The organism is Bremerella sp. P1, assembly GCF_028748185.1.
GTDB lineage: Bacteria > Planctomycetota > Planctomycetia > Pirellulales > Pirellulaceae > Bremerella.
Genome location: NZ_CP118164.1, coordinates 2,064,398 through 2,085,328, shown reverse-complemented (window position 1 = coordinate 2,085,328; position 20,931 = coordinate 2,064,398). Strand labels below are relative to the sequence as shown.

Annotated in this window: 18 protein-coding genes; 6 read left to right on the top strand and 12 right to left on the bottom strand. The window is 56.3% G+C overall.

Annotation, left to right across the window (positions count from 1 at the left end; genetic code table 11):
- Positions 1-33: 33 nt before the first annotated feature.
- From PSR63_RS08595 to PSR63_RS08585, 3 genes are all read right to left on the bottom strand, one after another.
- On the bottom strand, positions 34-2,016 hold the full coding sequence (locus PSR63_RS08595; RefSeq protein WP_274332432.1) for a hybrid sensor histidine kinase/response regulator: 1,983 nt from the start codon (positions 2,014-2,016) through the stop codon (positions 34-36).
- 238 nt (positions 2,017-2,254) lie between these two features.
- On the bottom strand, positions 2,255-4,165 hold the full coding sequence (locus PSR63_RS08590; protein WP_274332430.1) for a chloride channel protein: 1,911 nt from the start codon (positions 4,163-4,165) through the stop codon (positions 2,255-2,257).
- A 175-nt stretch (positions 4,166-4,340) separates the two neighbouring features.
- On the bottom strand, positions 4,341-5,468 hold the full coding sequence (locus tag PSR63_RS08585) for a type I restriction enzyme HsdR N-terminal domain-containing protein (protein ID WP_274332428.1): 1,128 nt from the start codon (positions 5,466-5,468) through the stop codon (positions 4,341-4,343).
- A 185-nt stretch (positions 5,469-5,653) separates the two neighbouring features.
- On the opposite strand from PSR63_RS08585, the gene PSR63_RS08580 reads away from it, so the two are divergent.
- Positions 5,654-6,127, top strand: a complete 474-nt coding sequence (locus PSR63_RS08580; RefSeq protein WP_274332426.1) for a hypothetical protein — start codon at positions 5,654-5,656, stop codon at positions 6,125-6,127.
- Positions 6,128-6,179: 52 nt separating this feature from the next.
- Here the strand turns inward: PSR63_RS08580 and PSR63_RS08575 are convergent, their stop codons facing one another.
- Complete coding sequence (locus tag PSR63_RS08575) at positions 6,180-6,767, bottom strand: hypothetical protein (RefSeq protein WP_274332424.1); 588 nt, start codon at positions 6,765-6,767, stop codon at positions 6,180-6,182.
- Between the two features lie 354 nt (positions 6,768-7,121).
- On the opposite strand from PSR63_RS08575, the gene PSR63_RS08570 reads away from it, so the two are divergent.
- Positions 7,122-7,964, top strand: coding sequence for a hypothetical protein (locus PSR63_RS08570; RefSeq protein ID WP_274332422.1), 843 nt, complete (start codon positions 7,122-7,124; stop codon positions 7,962-7,964).
- Between the two features lie 116 nt (positions 7,965-8,080).
- Here PSR63_RS08570 and PSR63_RS08565 read toward each other — a convergent pair whose 3' ends face one another.
- The gene (locus tag PSR63_RS08565) at positions 8,081-8,488 is read right to left on the bottom strand and encodes a hypothetical protein (RefSeq protein WP_274332420.1); all 408 of its coding nucleotides are present in this window, start codon (positions 8,486-8,488) and stop codon (positions 8,081-8,083) included.
- Between the two features lie 2 nt (positions 8,489-8,490).
- Positions 8,491-9,444 carry a DUF1559 domain-containing protein gene (locus PSR63_RS08560; protein ID WP_274332418.1) on the bottom strand — a complete coding sequence of 318 codons (954 nt, stop codon included), beginning with the start codon at positions 9,442-9,444 and terminating at the stop codon, positions 8,491-8,493.
- A gap of 332 nt (positions 9,445-9,776) precedes the next feature.
- Between PSR63_RS08560 and PSR63_RS08555 the strand changes: the two genes are divergently transcribed.
- Positions 9,777-10,604, top strand: a complete 828-nt coding sequence (locus tag PSR63_RS08555; protein WP_274332416.1) for a c-type cytochrome — start codon at positions 9,777-9,779, stop codon at positions 10,602-10,604.
- Here the strand turns inward: PSR63_RS08555 and ilvA are convergent.
- The 3 genes from ilvA to PSR63_RS08540 form a co-directional block, all read right to left on the bottom strand.
- Entirely contained in the window at positions 10,601-12,190 is a 1,590-nt protein-coding gene (ilvA, locus tag PSR63_RS08550) for a threonine ammonia-lyase, biosynthetic (RefSeq protein ID WP_338000667.1), read from the bottom strand. The two genes, PSR63_RS08555 and ilvA, sit on opposite strands and share 4 nt — an antisense overlap.
- A 43-nt stretch (positions 12,191-12,233) precedes the next feature.
- Complete coding sequence (locus tag PSR63_RS08545; RefSeq protein WP_274332414.1) at positions 12,234-13,307, bottom strand: bifunctional transcriptional activator/DNA repair enzyme AdaA; 1,074 nt, start codon at positions 13,305-13,307, stop codon at positions 12,234-12,236.
- Positions 13,308-13,381: 74 nt separating this feature from the next.
- Positions 13,382-13,990 (bottom strand): hypothetical protein, encoded by a 609-nt coding sequence (locus PSR63_RS08540; protein WP_274332412.1) that lies wholly within the window; start codon positions 13,988-13,990, stop codon positions 13,382-13,384.
- Positions 13,991-14,278: 288 nt separating this feature from the next.
- Between PSR63_RS08540 and PSR63_RS08535 the strand changes: the two genes are divergently transcribed.
- The gene (locus tag PSR63_RS08535; RefSeq protein WP_274332410.1) at positions 14,279-14,671 is read left to right on the top strand and encodes a GlsB/YeaQ/YmgE family stress response membrane protein; all 393 of its coding nucleotides are present in this window, start codon (positions 14,279-14,281) and stop codon (positions 14,669-14,671) included.
- Between the two features lie 123 nt (positions 14,672-14,794).
- Here PSR63_RS08535 and PSR63_RS08530 read toward each other — a convergent pair whose 3' ends face one another.
- Complete coding sequence (locus PSR63_RS08530; RefSeq protein WP_105349883.1) at positions 14,795-15,133, bottom strand: P-II family nitrogen regulator; 339 nt, start codon at positions 15,131-15,133, stop codon at positions 14,795-14,797.
- A gap of 1,000 nt (positions 15,134-16,133) precedes the next feature.
- Here PSR63_RS08530 and PSR63_RS08525 point away from each other — a divergent pair.
- A complete protein-coding gene (locus PSR63_RS08525; protein ID WP_274332407.1) occupies positions 16,134-16,715 on the top strand; it encodes a thioredoxin family protein in 582 nt (193 codons plus the stop codon).
- Positions 16,716-16,754: 39 nt separating this feature from the next.
- Entirely contained in the window at positions 16,755-17,204 is a 450-nt protein-coding gene (locus PSR63_RS08520; RefSeq protein ID WP_274332406.1) for a SufE family protein, read from the top strand.
- 19 nt (positions 17,205-17,223) lie between these two features.
- Here PSR63_RS08520 and PSR63_RS08515 read toward each other — a convergent pair whose 3' ends face one another.
- Both PSR63_RS08515 and PSR63_RS08510 read right to left on the bottom strand, forming a co-directional pair.
- Entirely contained in the window at positions 17,224-19,665 is a 2,442-nt protein-coding gene (locus PSR63_RS08515; protein ID WP_274332405.1) for a serine/threonine-protein kinase, read from the bottom strand.
- Between the two features lie 208 nt (positions 19,666-19,873).
- Complete coding sequence (locus PSR63_RS08510) at positions 19,874-20,917, bottom strand: aldose epimerase family protein (protein WP_274332403.1); 1,044 nt, start codon at positions 20,915-20,917, stop codon at positions 19,874-19,876.
- Positions 20,918-20,931 lie beyond the last annotated feature (14 nt).

The window sequence follows — 20,931 nt, the reverse complement described above, 5'->3', positions numbered from 1 at the left end:
TCGCACGCACCACTGCCCAAAGCAACGGTCGGTTCAGATCCCTTCGCCAATCGTCACCAAATGCTGAGCATGATTCCCGTATCCCTTGACGAATTCGAGAAACGGAACGCGCTTGACCGGCTTGGTGAAGTAGTCGTCGCAGCCAGCATCGAGGCAGCGTTGACGATCCCCTTTCAAAGCATGCGCGGTAACGGCGAGAATCGGTTTGTGGAAGCCACTGTCACGCAGGATACGCGTTGCCTCGTAACCATCCATAATCGGCATCTGCATGTCCATCAGGATCAGGTCGACGCGTGGGTCGCTGTCGCAGCCAGTACCACGAGTCTCGCGGCGGTTGGCGCTGATCCACTCGACCGCTTCCAGGCCATTGTTGGCGACGGTGACGGTAGCTCCGGCTTTGCGTAGGAATGCACTGAGGACCAACTGATTGTCGATTCCGTCTTCGACCAGCAGCACTCGATAGCCGTCGAGTCGGGTTTCCTCAGGACGCTTCCCAGGGCCACTGGCAGAAGTTGGTTCTTGAGGCACGTTTGAGGTGACTTCCACCGGGATGCGAAGCAGGAAGGAAGTCCCGTTGCCAATCTCGCTTTCCACATCGAGTGAGCCTTGTAAGGTATCGACCAGGCGCTTGCAAATCGACAGCCCCAGTCCCGAGCCAGCATAACTTCGCGACGTTGAATTGTCGGCCTGGTTGAAAGGCTCGAAGATGGTCTTCAGGCGATTGTCCGGAATTCCGATGCCGGTGTCGCGGACGATCAGCTGAATCGTTGGCTTGGGAAAGCGATGAAAGCTGGCTTCGACCGTGACTTCGCCTTCGGGCGTAAACTTGATCGCGTTGTCGATCAGACGCATCAGGATCTGGCGCGTACGCTTGGCATCGGTAACAAACTCGGACGGCATGTCGGGTTCGACGTGAACGTAAAAGTCGAGACCTTGCTCCTGCGCTTTCGCTTGATAAACTTCCCGGGCTTCTCCCAACAGCTGGTCGACCGACGTCTTTTTCATATTGGCCAGCGGCAATGCCGATTCGATGCAGGACAACTCGAGGATATCGTCCAGCAGCTGCATCAGTTGATGGCCGTTGCGACTGATCGATTCCAGCGAACCAGCCTCTTGCTCTTCGGAGCAGTCGTTGCCCAGCAGATCTGCGTGGCCCAGGATCGCCGTGATCGGGGTGCGCAGATTATGGCTCATGTTCGTCAGGAATTCGTTCTTGGCATGCACGGCCGACTTGGCAAGCTGGTTCGCCGACGCCAAGGCGATTTCTGTTTCTTTCTTGTCGGTGATGTCACTGGCGGCGCCCAACACTCTTCCGCGACTGGGGCCACTGGATTGCAGTTGTCCACTGAGGGTAACCCAGCGGAAGTGGCCCTGGGCGTGACGAATGCGGCACTCCAATTCAAACCGGCCGGCATCCTGGGAGTACTGCTTAGCGATGGTATCCGTGAGCTTGAAGCGGTCGTCGGCATGAACGCGACTTAGCCACTGATTGATGTTTCGTGGCAACTGATCCGACTCGATCCCTAGCATCTTCTGGAAGTGCTGCGAAAGATACACGAAGTCGAGTTGCCGGTCCCACCACCAGAGCCCCACGTTCCCTTCGGCAACCGCCAGGCGGTACCAATGTTGGTGCTGCCGAAGATTCTCACGAACCTGAGCTTCCTCGATCAGGTGCTTGAGCTTCAGGTCGACCTGCGGACTATCCAGCTCTTCCCATCCTAGAAGATAAGGGGAATGCGATGTCGCTTGGCCTGCCTCGATATAGACGTTCAGGCATTGCCCCAAGATGGCGGGCGAACGGAGTGGATCTGGTAAGTTCTGCTCGCCATCACTTTGCGGAGAGATCCCCCAAAAGCAAAGTCCGATCGACTCGTGCATCAGATTGGACCAACAGCCTGGCTCGACGCAGACGATGTTTTCTGCCGAGACACCACAGTCATGCAGGTGCGGAAGAATCCTGGCGGATTCCGACTCATCAGCAACAATTGCGATACGGATCTTTTCGTAGTCCATCATCGACTGCCCCCACGACCTATCTGAGTCGTGAATCAATGTGTGGTTTAGAAAACGGCCTTGTGAGGGGGAAGACCCCCTCTCGAACTACCCAATCGTAGGTTTCGAATGCGGAACATGTCACTTCTACTTCTGCATTGCGGGAAGACAGGGGGCAACTCGCGCGGGTCGTATCGATTGCGCGGCCTTCGAGACAAGCGTTGTCATTACCACTAGCAATATGGCAAAGAAAAGGACCGCCTTAGTTCTTCAGCAATTCTTCACGGTAGCGAGCCATTACGTCGGCCCGGATCAGTAGCCCGATCAAAACTCGCTTGCCGGCAGTTTGGATTTCGACCGGTAGCGTTCCGACGTCACGCGTACCGAAATCGCGGAGGGCTTCCAGAAGATTCTCGTCCGGAGAAACGGCGATCGGCGAGACCATCGCAATATCGTGCGCGTTGACCAGGTACGGAGAAACATCCGTATCCAGTACGCGGTGCAAGTCTTCGGGACGAATGATTCCGTGCAGCGTGCCGTCCTCGTTCATCACCGGGATGCTCTCGATGTGAGGATTCTCGCGGGCGATCTTGATGATCTGCATCACGTTGTCGGTGTGCTTCACGGTGGGGAACTTGCGCACCATCACATCCCGCACGGCGATGTTCTCGATATGGTGCAGATCGTGACTGCGGGCAATCGATTCGCCGCGCCGCGAAAGCTTCTTTTCGTAGATACTTTCCGGATCGACCCAGCGGGCAATCAAGCTCGCGATCCCAGCGGCTGCCATGATCGGCAGAATAATGCGATAGTCGTCGGTCAGCTCATACACCACGACGATCGCGCTTAGCGTTCCATGGGTGGTGCCAGCGACGACGGCTCCCATACCAACCAGCGCATACGCCCCCGGATGATCGCACCAACCGGGCGCAAACAGGTTCAGCGCAAGCCCGATCACCGCGCCGGTGGTCGCGCCAATAAACAAGCTGGGCGCAAAGATACCGCCAGAACCACCACCGGCCAGGCAAGCACTGGTAAGAAACGGTTTGACCAGCACCAGCGGCAACAGCCAGATCAGGTGCTGCCACATCTGATCGCGCGAAAGCCGGACGGTTTCTTGATGCGAGTCGCTTTCCGTTTCGTCGGCATCGCCAGGCTTGTCGGCGTTTTCCAAGTGCAGCGTATGACTGATAGCCGCGTAGCCGGTTCCGTATAACACCGGGATGGGTTCGCGACGTTCAATATCTTGCTGAGCCGCCACCGACTGCTCTGGCGCCACCGGGTACAGCACGTAGTACGTCGTGCCGACCACCCCGAGCAGCAAGCCACACGCAATCGAGCGGACCCAGTGCTTGGGGATCCAATATTCCGATTCGTCTTCAAACCAATACAGCAGCTTGGTAAAGCCAACTGCCATCAGTCCGCAGACAATTCCCAGAAAGATATACGACGGCAGTTCGTGATAGGCACCATCAAACTTATGGGCGATGTGGGGGAACTCCGGCGCGAAGCCATGAGCCCCTTGGTTCTGCTGCACGACGTTGGCCAGCACCGAGGCAATCACGATCGCCGAAAGACTTTCGACGGCGAAGTTTCCCAGAATGATTTCGCTGGCAAAGATCACCCCGGCAATCGGAGCATGAAACGTGGCCGAGATACCGGCGGCCGCGCCAGCCGCTGCCAGCACTTTGATGTTGCGGGCCGAAAGCTGAAAGATCTGGGCGGCCGTACTGCCAAACGCCGCACCGATCTGCACGATGGGACCTTCACGCCCGATCGAACTACCGGTCCCGATACATAGCCCACTGGCCAGCAGCTTCACGATGGCCACCGGAGGACGAATGACACCATCCTTCCGGGCAATCGCTTTCACGACTTCTGGAACCCCGTGACCGACCGCTTCCGGATAGTACTTGCGGGTATACCACGAGACGATCACCAAGCCCACAACCGGGCAAATGATCAGGGCAATTAAGCCTGCCCAGTGCAGGTGAGCCAATTGCATGGCAGGGCGAATCGTCCAGTCTTCAATCCAATGAATCATCAAGGAAAGAAAGATCGAACTGTAACCGGCCAGAATGCCGACGATACCCGCCAAGGTGATGGTCAACGGCTGCGCAGGGATCGTCCCACGCTTTAAATGCAGGGCGAGCCAGTCCTGAACCGGCGCCATCCACCCACGTATCCGAGACCAAGGCATAGCACTCGTTGGGAAAAATCCCCCGAACCCGACCACCGGAGGAAACCAAATTGGCAAGGAAAGAGATTCAGGTTATCAGGGATGCCTCTCAGGTTAAAGGGTGGCCCTCCCAACGAGCTTGTAACAGTCGGAAATCCAAACTGCTGAGCTAAGCTTCAGCGTTCCCATTGTTTTCGGCTGATTCCTCCGAAACGCCAGGTGAACCTTGGTCGTAACCAAGGGCTGTTGTTTTCAAAGCCTCTGCGAATTTGTAGATGTCGTCAATCGACTCAATATTTTCCTTGGAGATGTTCTTTTCAGCGTCAAAAAGCCCAATCGACTTCTTGCTTGTGTTGAAGAAAAGGCGACAGATCGGTTTCCGATTGTTGTCATCTAAGAGGATTCCGCAGTAGCTCAGCGTATCCCGCATGAATACGCGGCTTGGAGAAACGACCTCTCTTAATATCGATTTGACTGCATGGTAGCCTTCGATTTCCTCCTCTGTCGTTACGATTCCTTTTTCTTCGGTTATCTCTTCAGCGATTTCTTCGTAAGGTTCGACTTCGCCGACGGACGATGAACTGTCAGCACTCAGGGCGGAACTAAGGCGGCGGCTGAACATGTCCTGTACGAATTCGTGGAACGCTTGCTTCGTTAGTCCCGTAAACTGTTCCTTTGCAGATTGTGTTAAGCGTCCATCGTAAACTTTAGAAGCGAAATGTTTTACGAATTCTTCAGAAGGGTTTTGCCACTCTTCTGCAAAGACACGTTTGATTCCCTTCGTATACTTGAGTTGATTAGCCGTTGAGAGGATTTCTTCGAGATCGAAAATCTCTTTGGCGAACTTCTTGATCTCGCCAACGACCTTTTCTGAGAGATCCGTGATTCGAAAGTCCAAAAATGGTCGGGAATCCATTTTGTTGGGAGAATCGAGATCAGAATAAAACTGATAGTGAACTCCATCCGTGAGAATTCCAAACCTTGCATCTGTCACGGAAAAGTAGCGATACAATTGCGATGGAGTGATCTTGGCTAAATCTGTGCCGATCATCTTGCACTCAAAAAGCATCGTTACCTGTGCTTCTTGCATGATCGCATAGTCGACTTTTTCACCCTTCTTGATGCCAACATCTGCCGTAAATTCTGGTACGACTTCGAGAGGATTAAAAACGTCGTAACCTAATGCTCCGATAAACGGCATCACCAACGCGTTCTTAGTTGCTTCCTCTGTCTTAAGTTGGGGGGCCAATTTCTCAGCACGCGAAGCGAGCTCTTTCAAACGATCGATCAAGTCCATTTTGGCATACCAGTAAGGAAAGGTGGATTAAGGCCCCTAGAATTTACCAAAGTGCTCAGCCATTTCAATTAAGCTGCCGTCGCCACTTCACTGCAAATTCAACTTCTCTGCACGAAATGCCAGCAATCGACGTGGATATTTCGGGATTAGTTTGAACCGACACCCATCTCTTGGAAAGGTCAGCTGTGAACGCCGAAGACTTGCGAAAAATTATTGGAGCGTCGAAGGAACCGGTCGAGTACGCCCCCGTCGCGTTGCTTTTGAAAACGGGCTATGCCTGTTTTGGTCACTACAACGGGAACGTGAACGAAGACCTCGATCAAACGCTGGTCGTCTTGAACGCTCAGCTTATGGACCTCAAAGCAGAATCCCATCGCACTCGCCCAGCCGCGGAAGACTTTCGGGAATTCCTGCTTGAGATTGTCGGGGCTTACGACTCCGATGAGCAAGACGATCTGCCGACACGCGAGTTCCTCGGCAAGCCCATTCCCCTGGTGGCGATTCCTCTGGAAGAGATCGCGATTGTTTACCCCGTGGCCCAGATCGTCACGATGCTGCAGCGGGTCAGCCCCGAGAAGCGGGAAGAGCAAGCGACGCCGGCGCTGTTCGATTTCAATCGCAGCGAAATCTTGACCGTGCTGCGCATGAAGCTGTGGTAAACGACCGTCCGCGTGACACTGCTGGCGCGACCAGCAGTGTCCGCCTGGCTGGTTACACGGCGTCCACCGCCTGGTAGATGCGCTGGGCGGCATCTTCTTCGTGGGGCAGGGCCATGATTTCCCCTTCGTCTTTCCCCGTGGCCAGGCAGGCGATGACTCGGGTGAAGGCCGTATGATCCGGAATGCGATCCCGTTGCAGCCAAGTGTCGGTCATGTACAGAACGTGCCCGCGCGACATCTCGGGAACCACGCGAGTACGGCGGCCTTCCTTGTAGCTGTCCTGCTTGATCAACTCGCCCATCGTTCTCTGCGGCTTGGGCAGCCGGGCGATCTCGGACTCTTCGGATGTGTACAGTTCAAACAGCTCGCTCGCGACCTCCTTCATATCTTCCGCCAGCGGCACCGATGGTGGCGCGAAGGTGATCAGGGTCAGCGCCGGTGCTGACGGGATACTCGTATCATTCAGGAATTGGGAGTTGGCCATCACCAGCACGGCGAGAACGGGCTGACCATTCTCACGCACGCGTTGCTCGGTCGCCTTTTCGTCGTAGGAAGCCCAGACCAGGAACGCGATCACCAATAATACCAAGACCACGAAGACCCCAACGCAAACCAATCCGCCAATCGCCAACCAAGTCATCGAACCGCCCTAATGAAGTGCCATGAGCAAGAGAAGGAACGTGCCCATCGTAGTAACTCCCATGGGGCGAATCCAGTTTTTTCTCGCCCGCTGTCTCGGGTGAGTTTCTTGGATTCTGCTAGACGGAAGAAGGAGAGGACCAACCACGGATTTCACCGATCGTCACGGATAGAAAGTAGGGCCCGCGCCAGCGCGGGTCGCGAAGTGGGTACCAGGGTTCCGACTACAAAAAACTTCTCGCGCGCACTATCTCGCTGAAGCACTTCGCTGATAGATTGCACGTACGCCCAACGAAGCAATCTTGCTTCTTGGGCGTGCGAACTTGTAACCAATCATCAACACACAACAAACGTCATGTCCCATCACCACATCGCACAACTTGAAACACACGGAGCAGGCTCAACCGAGCACGCTCCGCTGGTTGCCGTGCGCGATGGGAACCGGCTTCTGTGCCCCTGCTGCGGGGAAGTGTTGATGCATCTTGCGGTCGAGGAACCACGAGAAGAACCCTCGCCGATGCCGGAACCTTCTTACCCCAAGCCGCCCGGCATGAGACCTTCCCCCTGGGAAGCCATCGCGCGTCGCCAAGACGCCCTCAAAGAGGCAGCATGGGAAGCGTTTCAGCAGGCCGAGCGAGCCAAACAGGAAGCACGTCACGCCCAGTATCTTGCGTCTGACGATCCTGGTTTCTGCGCCGACTACCTGACGGTGCCGATCGATCCCCATGTCGCGGCCTACGACTTCCCCGAGGAAGATCCACCGCAGTTGCCCAGTCCGAAGAGGACGAAACAAGATCGCGACGAAGACTCACCAACACGCCGCAAGCGGCCAAAGCGTTGGAAGGATCTTCCCCTCGAACAGCCGTACACGTACCAAGAGAAACGCTACCTGGCGTGGTCCTTCTATCGGCTGAAGCTGCAAGACTTGGTACTGCAAGAGAAGATCCATACGAAGCAGACCAAGATTGAGTGCCTGCGTCGTGAGCTGGGCGCTTCGCACGAAGTGCCTTTGTACGAACAGCACTTACCCAGCGAAGACATGCCCAAGGTACGACCTCATGTCGCGGTGGTGGAGTTCGATCTGCTGTACTGGATTGATCAGGTAAGCGGCGCACCACACGCCCAAGCAGACTTGGGCATGGCACCCCGTCTTGCAAGGAACGAGAATCACGCCAACGAACGCGGCCCACCACGCTAATCCTGTCCCCTCTCCCTCGCAGGGAGAGGGCTAGGGTGAGGGTTTTCTGAGCGAAGTTTGACGAGCATCGTCAGACAAGAGTTCCGCATGAATTGGAACGCCGTTGGCCCATGCGCTCAGCGAGATTTCTTCGTGCTCGTGGAGATCTCGAAGTCGTAATCGCCGGACTCCATCGGGAGGTCGTAGCTTTCTTCGTGCGCGCGGAACAAAAGTTTGCCGTCGCTGTTGTCACCATGCGCGATGCCGTCGAAGCCTTCGATCCGTACCACATGCGGGCCGCCGACCAGCCCAAAACTTTCCCGGGTCGTGTAGGTGCCGTCGTTGATGATGGCCTTGCTGCCGTGCCCTGAGTTGCCTTGCTGGGTGTCGGGCGAAAAGGTGATCGTGCCACGCGGGACCGGCTTACCGTCGTAGGTCACTTTGCCGGTCAGGTGGACGGTTGAGTCGCCGAAGTTGCAGCCGCCGACTGCCTGGCAAAGAAGCAAGCTCGCCGCAATTGTTATGCAGGTTAGTCGCGCACGCATGATTACAAACTTCCCAAGCCGCCGGTGGGCAGACCGTCGTCGATCTTGCCCAAGGTTTGATACGTGGCCAGGTCGATCGTTTCGGGAATGAAATGGACCGATGCGTCTCCCATCAGGAACATGCAGCCGCCGGGGTGATAACTGCCAAACAGCTTGGTCATCACGTTGAGCGTGTCGTTCTTCATCCCATCGCGTGGGTCCGAGTTGATCTGCTCGCGCGTGGCGGCCAGCACCAGCGGCGTTCCCCAGGAATCGAGCTTCGTCGCCGAAGCCCATCCGCTGTGGAAGCCATCGGAGCGACCGGCCGGTGTCAGGCAGTAGCGAGTTTCGCCAACCATGAAAACGTTGGTCGAACCATCGGTAAGATCCTGGAAGCCAGTATCCGAGTTCAAATGCAGCACGCCATTGCGATAGAACACACGCTGTCCCGACGAGGTCGAGCACGATTCTTCCGCAGCCGGGCCACCACCTTGAACGCCGAAGTAACTGATGGAGTTCCAGTCGTCGCGGCTGGCAGGGCTCGAAGGGCATTGGTACGCCGCGTTGTTCTGCAGGAACAGGTTATGGTTGACCGTCACGCCAGCCACATTGCTGGTCGCCGTGAACCGTCCATCGAGATCGAACTGGTCGTAAAGATTGTTCTGTTCCAAAAACGGAAGGATCTTCACCGTCCACGGTTCGCGTGTGCCGGTCGTGCCGGTGGCCGAACACCAACTGCTGCTGGTGAAGTCGGGCTCAGGCGTGTACCGAACGCCGGAAGGAAACTGGCCGTAGGTGTCGTGGTGATTGTGGATCGCAAGTCCGATCTGCTTCAGCTTGTTGGTACAAGTCATCCGCCGGGCGGCCTCGCGGGCCTGTTGAACGGCGGGCAAAAGCAGGGCAATCAGAACGCCAATAATGGCGATCACAACCAGCAACTCCACCAATGTGAAGGCCGTGCGACGAGTAGCTAACATAGCGCAACCTGAGAGAAGAGAAGATAAGAGAAATATTGAGGTATATCGGTTTTTTATCTGTGTAACCCCTAGTATTCAAGAAGGAAATGGATCACTGCAATCAATATGTGTAAATTCGCAACCCTTATAGCACTTGTAAGTGAATCGAACTTGGTCTTCGGATGGTTCAGCAAGATTAGGTAAGATCGACCGAAGCAGGGCTCGTCGATGCGAAAAGAAACCGATCGGCCGGCTTTGGGCTGGGGTGTGATCCATTTCACAGATCGCCCCCGGGGCAATCGCAAGGATGCAATGCCTGCCAAGTGTTCCCACCTTCACGCCAGAAAGAGATCATGTCGCTCCGCCTACCGATCTATCGAATCGTTTTCTGCTTCTGCTTGCTGTTGGCGACCAGTGTCTGGCTGCATGCCGCCGAGGAACCCACGCCGCCGGACGAGTATCCGGAAGGTCCGCTGGGCGAGGTCGTGCAGCTGGGTGAGAAGCTCGTTTACGAAACGAAAGATCATCCGCTGAGCAAACCGTTCGTCGGCAACCAGCTGAACTGCACGTCGTGTCACTTGGAAGGAGGTACCGATCCAAACGCAGGAAGCTTCCTGCAAACGGCTGCGGCCTACCCGGCCTGGTCGCCACGTGAGAACCGCGTCATCACGCTTGAAGACCGTGTGCTGAACTGTTTCATGCGAAGCCAGAACGGCATCCGTCCACCCAACGGCAGCCAGGTCTCGGTCGCGATCACGACTTACATCACGTGGCTATCGACCGGCAGCAAGATCCAGATGAACGAGAAGAAGCCCCTCGGCGTGCGGCATGTGCCGCCGCTGGAGTTCGATTGGAGCAAAGCCGATCCGGTGCAGGGCAAAGAGGACTACAAGACCTACTGTCTCGACTGTCACGGTGAAGCAGGCCAGGGCACCGCCGATGGCCCGCCGGTCTGGGGACCGCAATCGTACAACGATGGTGCCGGCCTGAGTCGCATTCCCAAGCTGGCATCATGGCTGAAGGTTGGCATGCCGCTGGGCGACCCTTCGCTCACCGAAAAGGAAGCAGCCGACATCGCGGCGTACATCAACAGCCACGAGCGGCCCAAGTTTGAACTGGAAGAGCATCTGCCGAAGGCCGAGCGGCTCGGAGAATACAACGCCGATCCGGCAAAGCCTTAGGCGAGGAACAGCCGGTAAGCCGGGTTCTCGGTTTCTTCCACGTACGGATAGGCGATGCTTTCGATGAAGTCTTCAAACTCGGTGGTCGCGTCACTGGGGATTTGCAGACCCACGAGAATGCGTCCGTAGTCCGCACCTTGATTGCGGTAGTGGAACAAGCTGATATTCCAGTCGCTCGGCATGGCGGAAAGGAACTTCATGAGCGCCCCTGGCCGCTCGGGAAAGACAAAGCGGTACAGGTGCTCGTCGGCAGCCATTTTGCTGTGCCCACCCACCAGGTGCCGTACATGCAGCTTGGCAAGTTCGTCGTCGGTCAGGTCGAGCGTGTCGAAGCTGCTCGAGCGAAGTTCGTCGGCGATCCGCTTGGCCTCGTCTCGATTGTTGACCGCCAGCCCGACAAAGACATGGGCTACGTTCGAGTCGGAGATGCGGTAGTTGAACTCGGTCACGGCACGCGGGCCGATCAGTTCGCATAGCCGCTTGAAGCTGCCTTTGCGTTCGGGAATCGTGACGGCGAACAGGGCTTCGCGGTTTTCACCCACTTCGGCACGTTCGGCGACGAAACGCAGTCGGTCGAAGTTCATGTTTGCCCCGCATGTGACGGCGATGAGCGTATCGCCCAACAAGTGGTGCTTAGCCGCATACTGCTTGAGACCAGCCACGCTGAGGGCACCGGCAGGTTCCAGAATGCTGCGGGTGTCTTCAAACACATCCTTGATCGCAGCACAAACGGCGTCGGTGTCGACCACGACGTAGTCGTCGACCAGGGCCCTGGTGATGCGGAAGGTCTCTTCGCCAACCTGCTTCACGGCGGTGCCATCGGAGAAAAGACCGACGTCCTGTAGTTGAACGCGTTTGCCTTGCTTCACGCTGCGGACCATCGCGTCGGAGTCGTTCGTCTGGACGCCGATGACTTTGATCTCTGGGCGAACCGCTTTGATGTAGGCGGCCACGCCAGAGATCATGCCGCCACCGCCGATCGCGACGAAGATGGCATGGATCGGCTTTTGATGCTGCCGCAGAATTTCCATCGCGATGGTCCCTTGGCCGGCGATCACGTCGGGATCGTCAAAGGGATGCACGAAGGTCATCTCGTTGGTTTTGCTCAGTTCGCCGGCGTGCTGATAGGCGTCAGTGAAGCTTTCGCCGTGCAGGACGACATTGCCCCCGAGGGCTTTCACCGCTTCGATTTTGAGCTTGGGAGTGGTCTTCGGCATAACGATCGTCGCCGTGCAGCCGAGGTGCGAAGCGGCCAGCGCGACCCCTTGGGCATGGTTGCCGGCCGAGGCACAGATCACGCCGCGTTCCAACTGCTGCGGGGTGAGCTGAGCCATTTTGTTGTAGGCTCCACGCAGCTTGAAACTGAACACCTTCTGGCTGTCTTCACGCTTCAGGTAGACGTTGTTTTGGATTCGCTCGGAGAGCTTGCTGGCTCGCTCGAGAGCCGACTCGTGAGCGACGTCGTAGACCTGGGCATTGAGGATTTTGCGAAGGTAGTCCATCAGCCCGAGATGCGTGCCATCTCCGACGAGGCCACGTTTGGCAGGGCCGCTTGGACCAGACTTCGGTTTAGGTGATTCGTTCATGCCTTCCATTGGAAGCGAAGAACGCGGAAGGGTCTAGGGCACATCAAAGAGGCAACCGCGTTTGACGGGCCTTTTGTTCGTGCTCCAAAAGCCAACGCTTTCGCCAGAGACCGCCAGCGTAGCCGCACAAGTGGCCATCGCTGCGAACGACGCGATGGCACGGAACGACGATCGCCAGGCGGTTGTCGCCGTTGGTGCGTCCGATGGCCCGCGAAGCACTGGGCTTGCTGACCTGCTCGGCCAGTTCGCGGTAAGAGCGAGTCTGGCCGTAAGGGATTTCCGAAAGCTTTTTCCAAACAATCTCTTGAAAGGAGGTACCATCCAGACGCAAGGGCAGGGTGAACTCGGTTCGCTTGCCTTGGAAGTATTGATCGATCTGCTCGGCGGCTGACGTCAGCACGGGGTGCTTGCCTGGCAGGATTGGCTGGGCGAAGCGTTTGCTGATCCGCTCGAACTGCTTCGACAGCATCTTGCGATCGGCGAACTCCAACAGGCACAGCCCGGCGTCATTGCCGGCAGCCAGCATCGGGCCCAGCGGCGTCAGGAAGCGATCAACCAGGATTGGCTCGCCGTGCTTGATGCTCGTGGGCGTCTGGCCGGTCCATTTTCGGAGGCTATCGCGAAAGCCACTGAGCGACTCGTAGCCGCTTTCCAGAGCGACCGAGGTGACATCACTGCCGGTTTGCAGCATGTCGACAGCCAGGCCAATTTGCCGCATGCGGAGGTACGCATGAAAGGTCATCTGGTAGTGTTCTTGAAACCAACGGCGAACACGGCTCGGCGACAGGCCCATCTCCGTTAGGTCGGCATTGGTCCAGCGGCGCGTCGGCTCGGCTTCCAGGGCATCGACCAGCTGCGTGAGCCAGGCCGGCACGCTGCCAGAGAGCTCGGTCGGGCGGCAGCGCTTGCACGCACGATAGCCGGCGGCGAGCGCTTCGCTGGCGGTGGCGAAGAACTCGACGTTCTCACGCTTGGGTGCTTTGGATTTGCAACCAGGGCGACAGAAGATGCCGGTCGTTTTGACCGCGAAGAGGAAGAGACCTTCCATCTCGGCATCGCGGTCGACGATGGCCTGGTACATGGTATCGGGGTCGGGCAGGGTGATTGGTGCGTTCATGGCATTACTGTAGGAACGCGACGCGAGCCTGGCGACCGAAAACGGAACAAACAATTCAGAACGCGAGATTCTCGTTAGTTCAGAATCTCGCTGGTCTGGCCAACGATCTCGGAGATCTCTTCCTTGGAAAGGTGAGCTCCCAGCGGCTTGTTGACCTTCAGGCCGTCGTCATTCCACATCATGACCTGGATCCGCGTGTCGGGGTTCAGGCCGTAGCCGGCGGGGCCTTCCTTTTCGTTGAAGACGGTCAGCGGAGTGTTCTCGATGTGCTGGGCGACCTGAACTCGCTGTAAGGTCGGTTTGATCTCCTCGGTATTATCGCCCACGACGACCATGAACGCGGAGAGCTTCTTATCGGCGTTCTCGGCGACCTTGCGATCGATCTGCTGAACCAGGCTGGTGACCGAATCGTTCACTTCCCGGGCAAAGATGACGACGGTCGGCTTGCCGCTGTATTTGCAGCGATAACAGAGGAACTCGCCAGCGGCCGGGCCGGTGACGTCCTCAACCTGAAACGCGCCAGGCTGTTGGCCGAGTTGCAGCGAAACAATCTGATTCGAGCGAGCATCCGAGGCCAAGGGGCTACTTGAGCTGTCGGGAAGATCTGGGGCTTGGAACTTCGTGCATCCAATGGCAACTGCCGCACACAGCGACAAGGCGAACATAGGGATAAGAGTTCGCATGTGACACCTCCGCGAAGGAAACCGTGCAATCGCAAGATAAGGGGCTGATCTGTCCGGGATCGAGCAAAAGGTGCGACGTCTGACGATCCATTCCGCCGCACACTTTCGTCCTTATTATAGTCGATTTCTCGCGATTGCCACTTCCTGGCGCCGGGCGAATGCTGCCTTTTCCGTATCGATCGGCATAATCGGCAAATTTTTGGGCCGCACCTGACGACACCTATTCTTAGGTCGACTTCTCGCGGGGAAACTCCTCCCCGGTTGCTAGCATGGTGAAGGTAGGCGGTTATGGGTGACGAGGCGTTACAGGTATCCGAGCATTTTGAAGTGTGGGCCAATCTGTTCCTGACGTGGGTCGGTTTCGGTACGCTCACCGGACTGTTTGCCAAAGCGATTATGCCTGGTCGAGATCCTGGTGGGCCGATTGCTACCTTGGCTATGGGGATTGGCGGATCGGTGATCGGCTGCGGAATGCTGTCCCTGTTCTTTGAAGGCTACAAGGTTTCGCCGCTAAGTCCGCTGGGCTTTGCCGTGGCGACCGGCGGAGCGTTCATCATTCTGTTCTTCTACCGACTGCTGTCGGGGCACGTGATCGACGAAAGCCAACCGGCTGCTCCACGGCGAATGCGTCTTTACTCGCATCGTCGCCGTTCGACCCGTTCGACCGCTGATCATTATTAAGACCCACCGTTCTCTTCTCCAATAAAAAAAGCCGACCCAGGGGGCCGGCTTTTCGAGAGAGAGATTGACTTGGTGGTCGAATGGCTGTGCGCTGAGCCGCTTCGACTTGTTTTCGATTGAGGACTAGATCGCGGACGATCCAGTTTCGGCAGTACGAATGCGAACAGCGTCGGTGAGTTCGGAGATGAAGATCTTTCCATCACCGATCTGACCCGACTGGGCCTTCTGGATGATGGTATCGACGATTTCCTGGCACTGTTCGTCCGTGCAGACGATTTCAATCTTGATTTTAGGAACGAAATCGATCGAGTATTCCGCACCGCGATAGGTCTCCGTCTGTCCCTTCTGACGTCCAAATCCCTGGACTTCCGTTGCGGTCATACCACCAAACCCTTTAGTTACCAGGGCTTCCTTGATTTCGTCCAACTTGTGGTGGCGGACGACGGCTTCAATCTTCTTCATTAATGCATACTCCAACAAACTGACGTGACGTTATAAGGACAGGTCGCAACGGGATGCTCTTACAAAGTGGAGCCATGCACTAAACAAGGCGGAGAGCGAGTGCATGATGAGCGGGTGACCTAGTTGTCCATTGCTCCCGCTTGTTTGCAACCACTATGCCAAATAAGCTGTCAGTGCGTGCCGTCATTCTGTAAATATCAACGACATAGTGGTTTAAGTCAACGAAACTTTTCCCAAGTTGCTTTTCTCTAGTAAACTTCTGCGTGACAAATCAGCAGCGAAAGAGAAAACTGCCTAAGATGGTGACAGGAAAAAGTTCCGTAGAATATCCTTTAGCGCATAAAAATAGCCGAGGTTAAGGAGGCAAAACCTCCTCAACCTCGACTACCGTTCGCGGCAGCCCCACTGCACGCGAACAACACCCCATCATGCTTCCACACTGTTCGGGTCAGATCACTTGGAGATGATCTTGATTGTCTTGTTCGGTTGGAAAGCGAAGTCAATAAGCTTGTCCCACTTCTGTGAGCACTCCCTGTTACAGAAGCACGGGGCAAGCGTATGCTTTTCAGAAGCGAGAATTCCGAGTTACACGATCCTTCGTAACCGGTTCCGAATCTCCTTCTGATTCGCTTTCGCTCTACCTTAGATGCATTCGGTGTGCCAATTCTTCAGCGCGCCGCGAAAACGCGCCAAAATCGGCTCATTTCCCGGTTTTCGGGTAGGAAACTGCTTGTAGTTTTTTTGACCGCCCCTAATCAGCCAAGCACTTGCTGCCTAAAATGCACGCAACTGCTGCCTCCGAAGGCATCGACCCGGTTGCGATTCTGCGGGTAGCCGTGGTTACAGCGGCGATGCCGGCAGATCGAAGTTTTCAGCGTTCAGTTTTCAGTGGGAAAAGACCTTGGTCTGACTGAAAACTGAACACTGAAAACTTGGCCATTTTGTGGCCACTGACACACGTGTTCACCGAACCGTCCATTTTTTGAATTGAAGTAAGAATATGTCCCTCGACTGGCCCACTCTTTTTTCCTCTGGCCTCTCCTACGAAGACTTTCTGGCGAAGTACGCCAACGACAATCAGAAAGAACGCTGGAGTGCGAAACTTCAGACGCTGTCGCTTAGTGATGCCCAGAAGACGTTGCTGGCCAGCTTCACCCGCGAGATGCACGTTCTTTGCTTGAGCGGGGCCTGGTGCGGCGATTGTGTTGATCAGTGCCCGATGCTGCAGTTAATTGATCAGGCATCCTCCAATATCCACGTTCGCTACATCGATCGAGACGATGCCCCGGATGATTTGAAGGAAGCGATCAAGGTGTGCGGCGGAAATCGTGTTCCGGTTGTTGTCTTTTTGAACGAAGATGATCAAGTGACCGGCATGTATGGCGATCGGACCCTGGCCAAGTATCGTCAAATGGTCGAGAAGCTCGGCGGAGCTGCCTGCAGCACCGGCATCTCGCTACATGCGGCCGGCGAGATGGATGCCCTGACCACCAGCGTGTTGGCTGAATGGGTCGACCAGTTTGAACGCCACCAGTGGATTTGCCGCACGTCGACCCGTCTTCGCGAGAAGCACGGCGACTAGAATAGAAGTAGTGGTAGTAGACGAATTATTCGATTGAAAATGAAGAGACTCACGTTGAACGAACCGCCCACCTTAACCGCGGAAGAATTGATCGATGACTTCGAGTTCGCTGAAACGAAGGAAGAGCGACTCAAATTGATCATTGAACTGGGACGCGAACTTCCCGATCTACCAGACCAGCTGCGGCGCGACGAATTCAAGGTGCAAGGATGCCAGAGCCAGGTTTGGCTCGTCCCGGAAGTTGTCGAGGCCGAGGGGCAGGAAAAGAAAATCGTCTTCCAGGCCGATAGCGATGCCCATATCGTGAAAGGCTTGGTCGGCATCCTGGTGATGTTGCTCTCAGGCAAGAGCCCTCAAGAGATTCTCGACTTCGACCTGCGAGGGTTATTCGATACGCTCAAGCTCGAAAAGCACCTGGTGCCAGCTCGCTCGAATGGCCTGCATTCGATGGTACGCAAGATCCACGAGATCGCCGTCAGCGTTCGCTAACGTGCGAAAAGGGCCGGTGCTACGGCAGCAGTCGTTGTTCCGGCTCTTGGATGACCATTTCAATCAGCTCGTCGACAGGGATGTTGTTCTCCCACCAGTCTTCGGCATCTTGTTGGGTCCAGGGGAAGTCGTCCATCAGCTTCTCGACTTCCTTCAGGACTTCTTCGGCTGTCTGAGGACGATCTTTCGGGTCCTTCGCCAGGCAGCGTGAGATGAGGTCTTGCAGGGCATCGGGGATAACCCGGTCAGAAGCTTCTTTCACCGACGGAATCGACTTGGTCACGATCTGCACCAAGACATCCACAGCGCTGGCAGCGTTGAAGATGGTCTGCCCGGTCAGCATGAAAAACGCCGTTGCGCCCAGGGCATAGATGTCAACGCGAGGATCGGCCTGCGTTGGATGCTTGACCCGTTCTGGCGGAATGTACATTGGCGTGCCGCTGATCTCGGTCGTGTTGGTGACGATGGTCGCCCCGGGATCGGCCGAAAGATTTTTCACCAGTCCGAAGTCCAAAACCTTAGCGACGTCGTACTCGCCACCGACACGGCAAAGCATGATGTTGAGCGGCTTGATGTCGCGATGGATGAGGCCGCTCTCGTGGGCTTCGCGAAGCGACGCGGCCACTTGTCGCATCACCCACAACGTGCGGGAGACGGGCTGCCAGCCATACTGCCGCACGAGGACTTCGATCGTGATGCCGTCCAGGTATTCCATCGCGTAGTAGAAGATGTCGTCCGGCGTCTTGCCGTAGTCGTAGATCTCGACCGTGTTGGGATGCTTCAGCCGGCTCGAGAGTTGAACTTCTCGTTCGAACCGTTTGAGCAGTGAAGCGTCGGTTTGCTCGGGACGCATCAGCTTGACGGCCGTGGGACGCTTGAGCATTTGATGCCGGGCAAGGTAAACCTGTCCCATGCCCCCTTCGCCAATTTTGCGGAGGAGTTCATAAGCACCGACGACCGTGTGTTCGCCAATAGTGCGGCGCATTTGCACCAGCGAAGATGCGGCGTAATACGCGAGCCCGGCAAACCCGGCGATCAATAGCAGCAAGGCGTACTGCGTATATGAAATGATGGTGAAGGGGCGGAACGACTCCTGCGATTCAATCTCGTACGCGACCCCAAAGTTGTACTCGTCGATCCACTGCCACGCGCCGACGACGTAGTGTCCTCGGTAATTGAGGTAGGGCGTCATCATCACGCCTGACTTCGGCCCACTGCTGTGTTCGGCGATGGCTTCGCCGATCATTCGCGTGAAGCGGCTATGATTTTCGGGGTTGGGGTGCTCCATGGCGAAGGGAGGACGGAGCATGAGATTGGCCCGCGTCGGTTCTCCTTCCGGCAAGATCCCCATTCGCCACAGGTCTTTCGTGAAGCGGCTTTCGGTCAGCATCAGGCCGTTGGCATCAAATGCGTACGCTTCGCCTGTCATGCCGGTTCGGGCACTGATGAGCGACTTGGTAAAGTTGCCGACAGAATAGTAACCGAAGCAAAGGATCGCCGTCGGCACGTTGAAGTCGTCGTAGATGGGTTGATAGACCCAAGTAAACGCAACATCGGGACGCGTACCGGGAATGGTCATTTCGTGTTCGGGACGCATCGGCGGAATGAAGCCAGCTTTGTTTTGGAAGATATCCGAAAAGACCTGCGTCCGGCGCGTGCCTGCCAGCTTCTGATTGATTGCTTCCTCTTCGGTGGAAGCGAGGATCGTGCCGGCGGCGTCGGCGACGAAGTAAACGCCTTCATCGGCAATCAGGCCCGGCTGATTCCGAGGGGTTGGCCCATTGCTTAGATCGAGCTCGATAGGCTCGTTCTCTTCAACAAAGCGTTGCGCCTCGCCGCGAAGGCGGGTGAACTTCGGGAAACGCTCGCGAAAGAAATCGAGTTGTTCTCGGACATCCGCGGCCGAGTACTTGTCGCGCAGGGTTCGCTTTTCATTGACCAGGCTGAGGATCGCTTCGCGCACGTCTTGATCTTTGGCGACGACCGAAACGTGCTCTTTGCGAGTTTCGATCCACGAGGTCAGGGCCTGAACGTCGGCCGACAGCAGCGCGGTGAATTCTTGCTCGCGGACTTTGCTGAGTTCGTTCCAGACCATGTAACGCGCGCCGATACCCAGCAAGATAATCAGCACGATGAAGCTGACAATCGCGATCTTGCGATACAGACTCGAAGCCCAAACGCGCACCAAAAAGCTTGTGCCTGGCAGGTAACGCGTAGTCAGCCCCTGGCGAGGATGCAACGAATGCTTAGAGGTGGGCTGCGCTTCGACGGTCGGGCTGACATTGGCTTGATCAGGTACCAACGTGCCTGCCGGCTTAGGGCGGATCTTGTCTTCGACCAGCTTGCGAAGGACCTGATCGGTGCCGCACGTATCATCCAGAAACGCTTCGCGGGCAGCACCTTGGCGGCGCCGAGCTTCCGCGGCGATCTTTAAAACAACTTCGTTTTCTGGCTGATTCATGCTTGTCGGCGATGGTTGGCGTGGGTGGCTGCCAATATGTTACAAGCAAGCGGGCCGTAAGGAACGAGCCAGAACGAAAAAAAACTCAGTAGACTTCACATTTTATGCGGCGCTGTGAGGGGGTTGGGTTGCTGGAAAGCATGGCCACAAAAAAAAAGCGGCCCCATCAACGAGGCCGCTTTCTTGATCGATTGCTTTGTTAGCTTAATTACTTTTCAACCGAGAACGTATGGACGGTCGTCTCGTGGAAAGTTTCCCCTGGCTTCAAGGTAGCCGATGGGAAGTTAGGCTGGTTCGGCGTATCGGGATAGTGCTGTGTTTCCAGACAGAATGCTTCGTGCTGGTTCAGCCCAGCGTTGCCGTCGCTGCCATCGAGGAAGTTACCGCTGTAGAACTGGATGCCGGGCTGGGTGGTCCAAACTTCCATCACGCGACCCGAGGTGGGTTCTTTGACGGTCGCGGCCAGGGACAGCTTGTCGGTCTGATCGTTGAGCACGTAGCAGTGGTCGTAGCCGATCGGATCGCCGCCGGTCTTTTGGATGTCCTTACCGATCGCCTTGAACGAGGTGAAGTCCATCGGAGTTCCTTTGACCGACGCCATGTCGCCGGTAGGAATCAGCGTTTCGTCGACCGGCAGGTACTTGTCGGCTTCCAGCTTCAACTCGTGATCGTAATTCTTGCCACTGGTGGCACCGGCCAGGTTCCAGTAGTTGTGGTTGGTCAGGTTCAGCACGGTTTCGGCGTCGGTCGTGGCTGTGTAATCCATCACCAATTTGTTGTCTGGAGTCAGGGTGTACTTCACGGTGACCTTCAGGTTACCGGGGTAGCCTTCTTCGCCATCTTTGCTGGTGTAGTCGAACTGCACACCAACGGCTTCTTCGGTTTCGATCTTCTTGGAATCCCAGACGACCTTGTCGAAACCCTGTTCACCGCCGTGTAGCGTGTTGGGGCCATTGTTGAGAGCCAGAGAGTATTCCTTGCCGCCGAGGGTGAACTTGCCCTTAGCGATGCGATTGGCGTAGCGGCCCACGGTGGCGCCAAAGTAGGGCGTACCGCCCAAGTAGCTTTCCAGGTTGTTGAAACCAACGTTGATGTTGGCCGACTTGCCATTTTTGTCAGGCGTGGAAAGGCTGGTCATGATCGCGCCGTAGTTGATCAGCTCCATCACGACGCCGTTACCGTTGTCGACCGTGTACTTGGCAATCACGGTTCCATCCGGCATTTGGCCGAACTCGCTCGCGGTCACATTCATGGGGGTGTCACTTC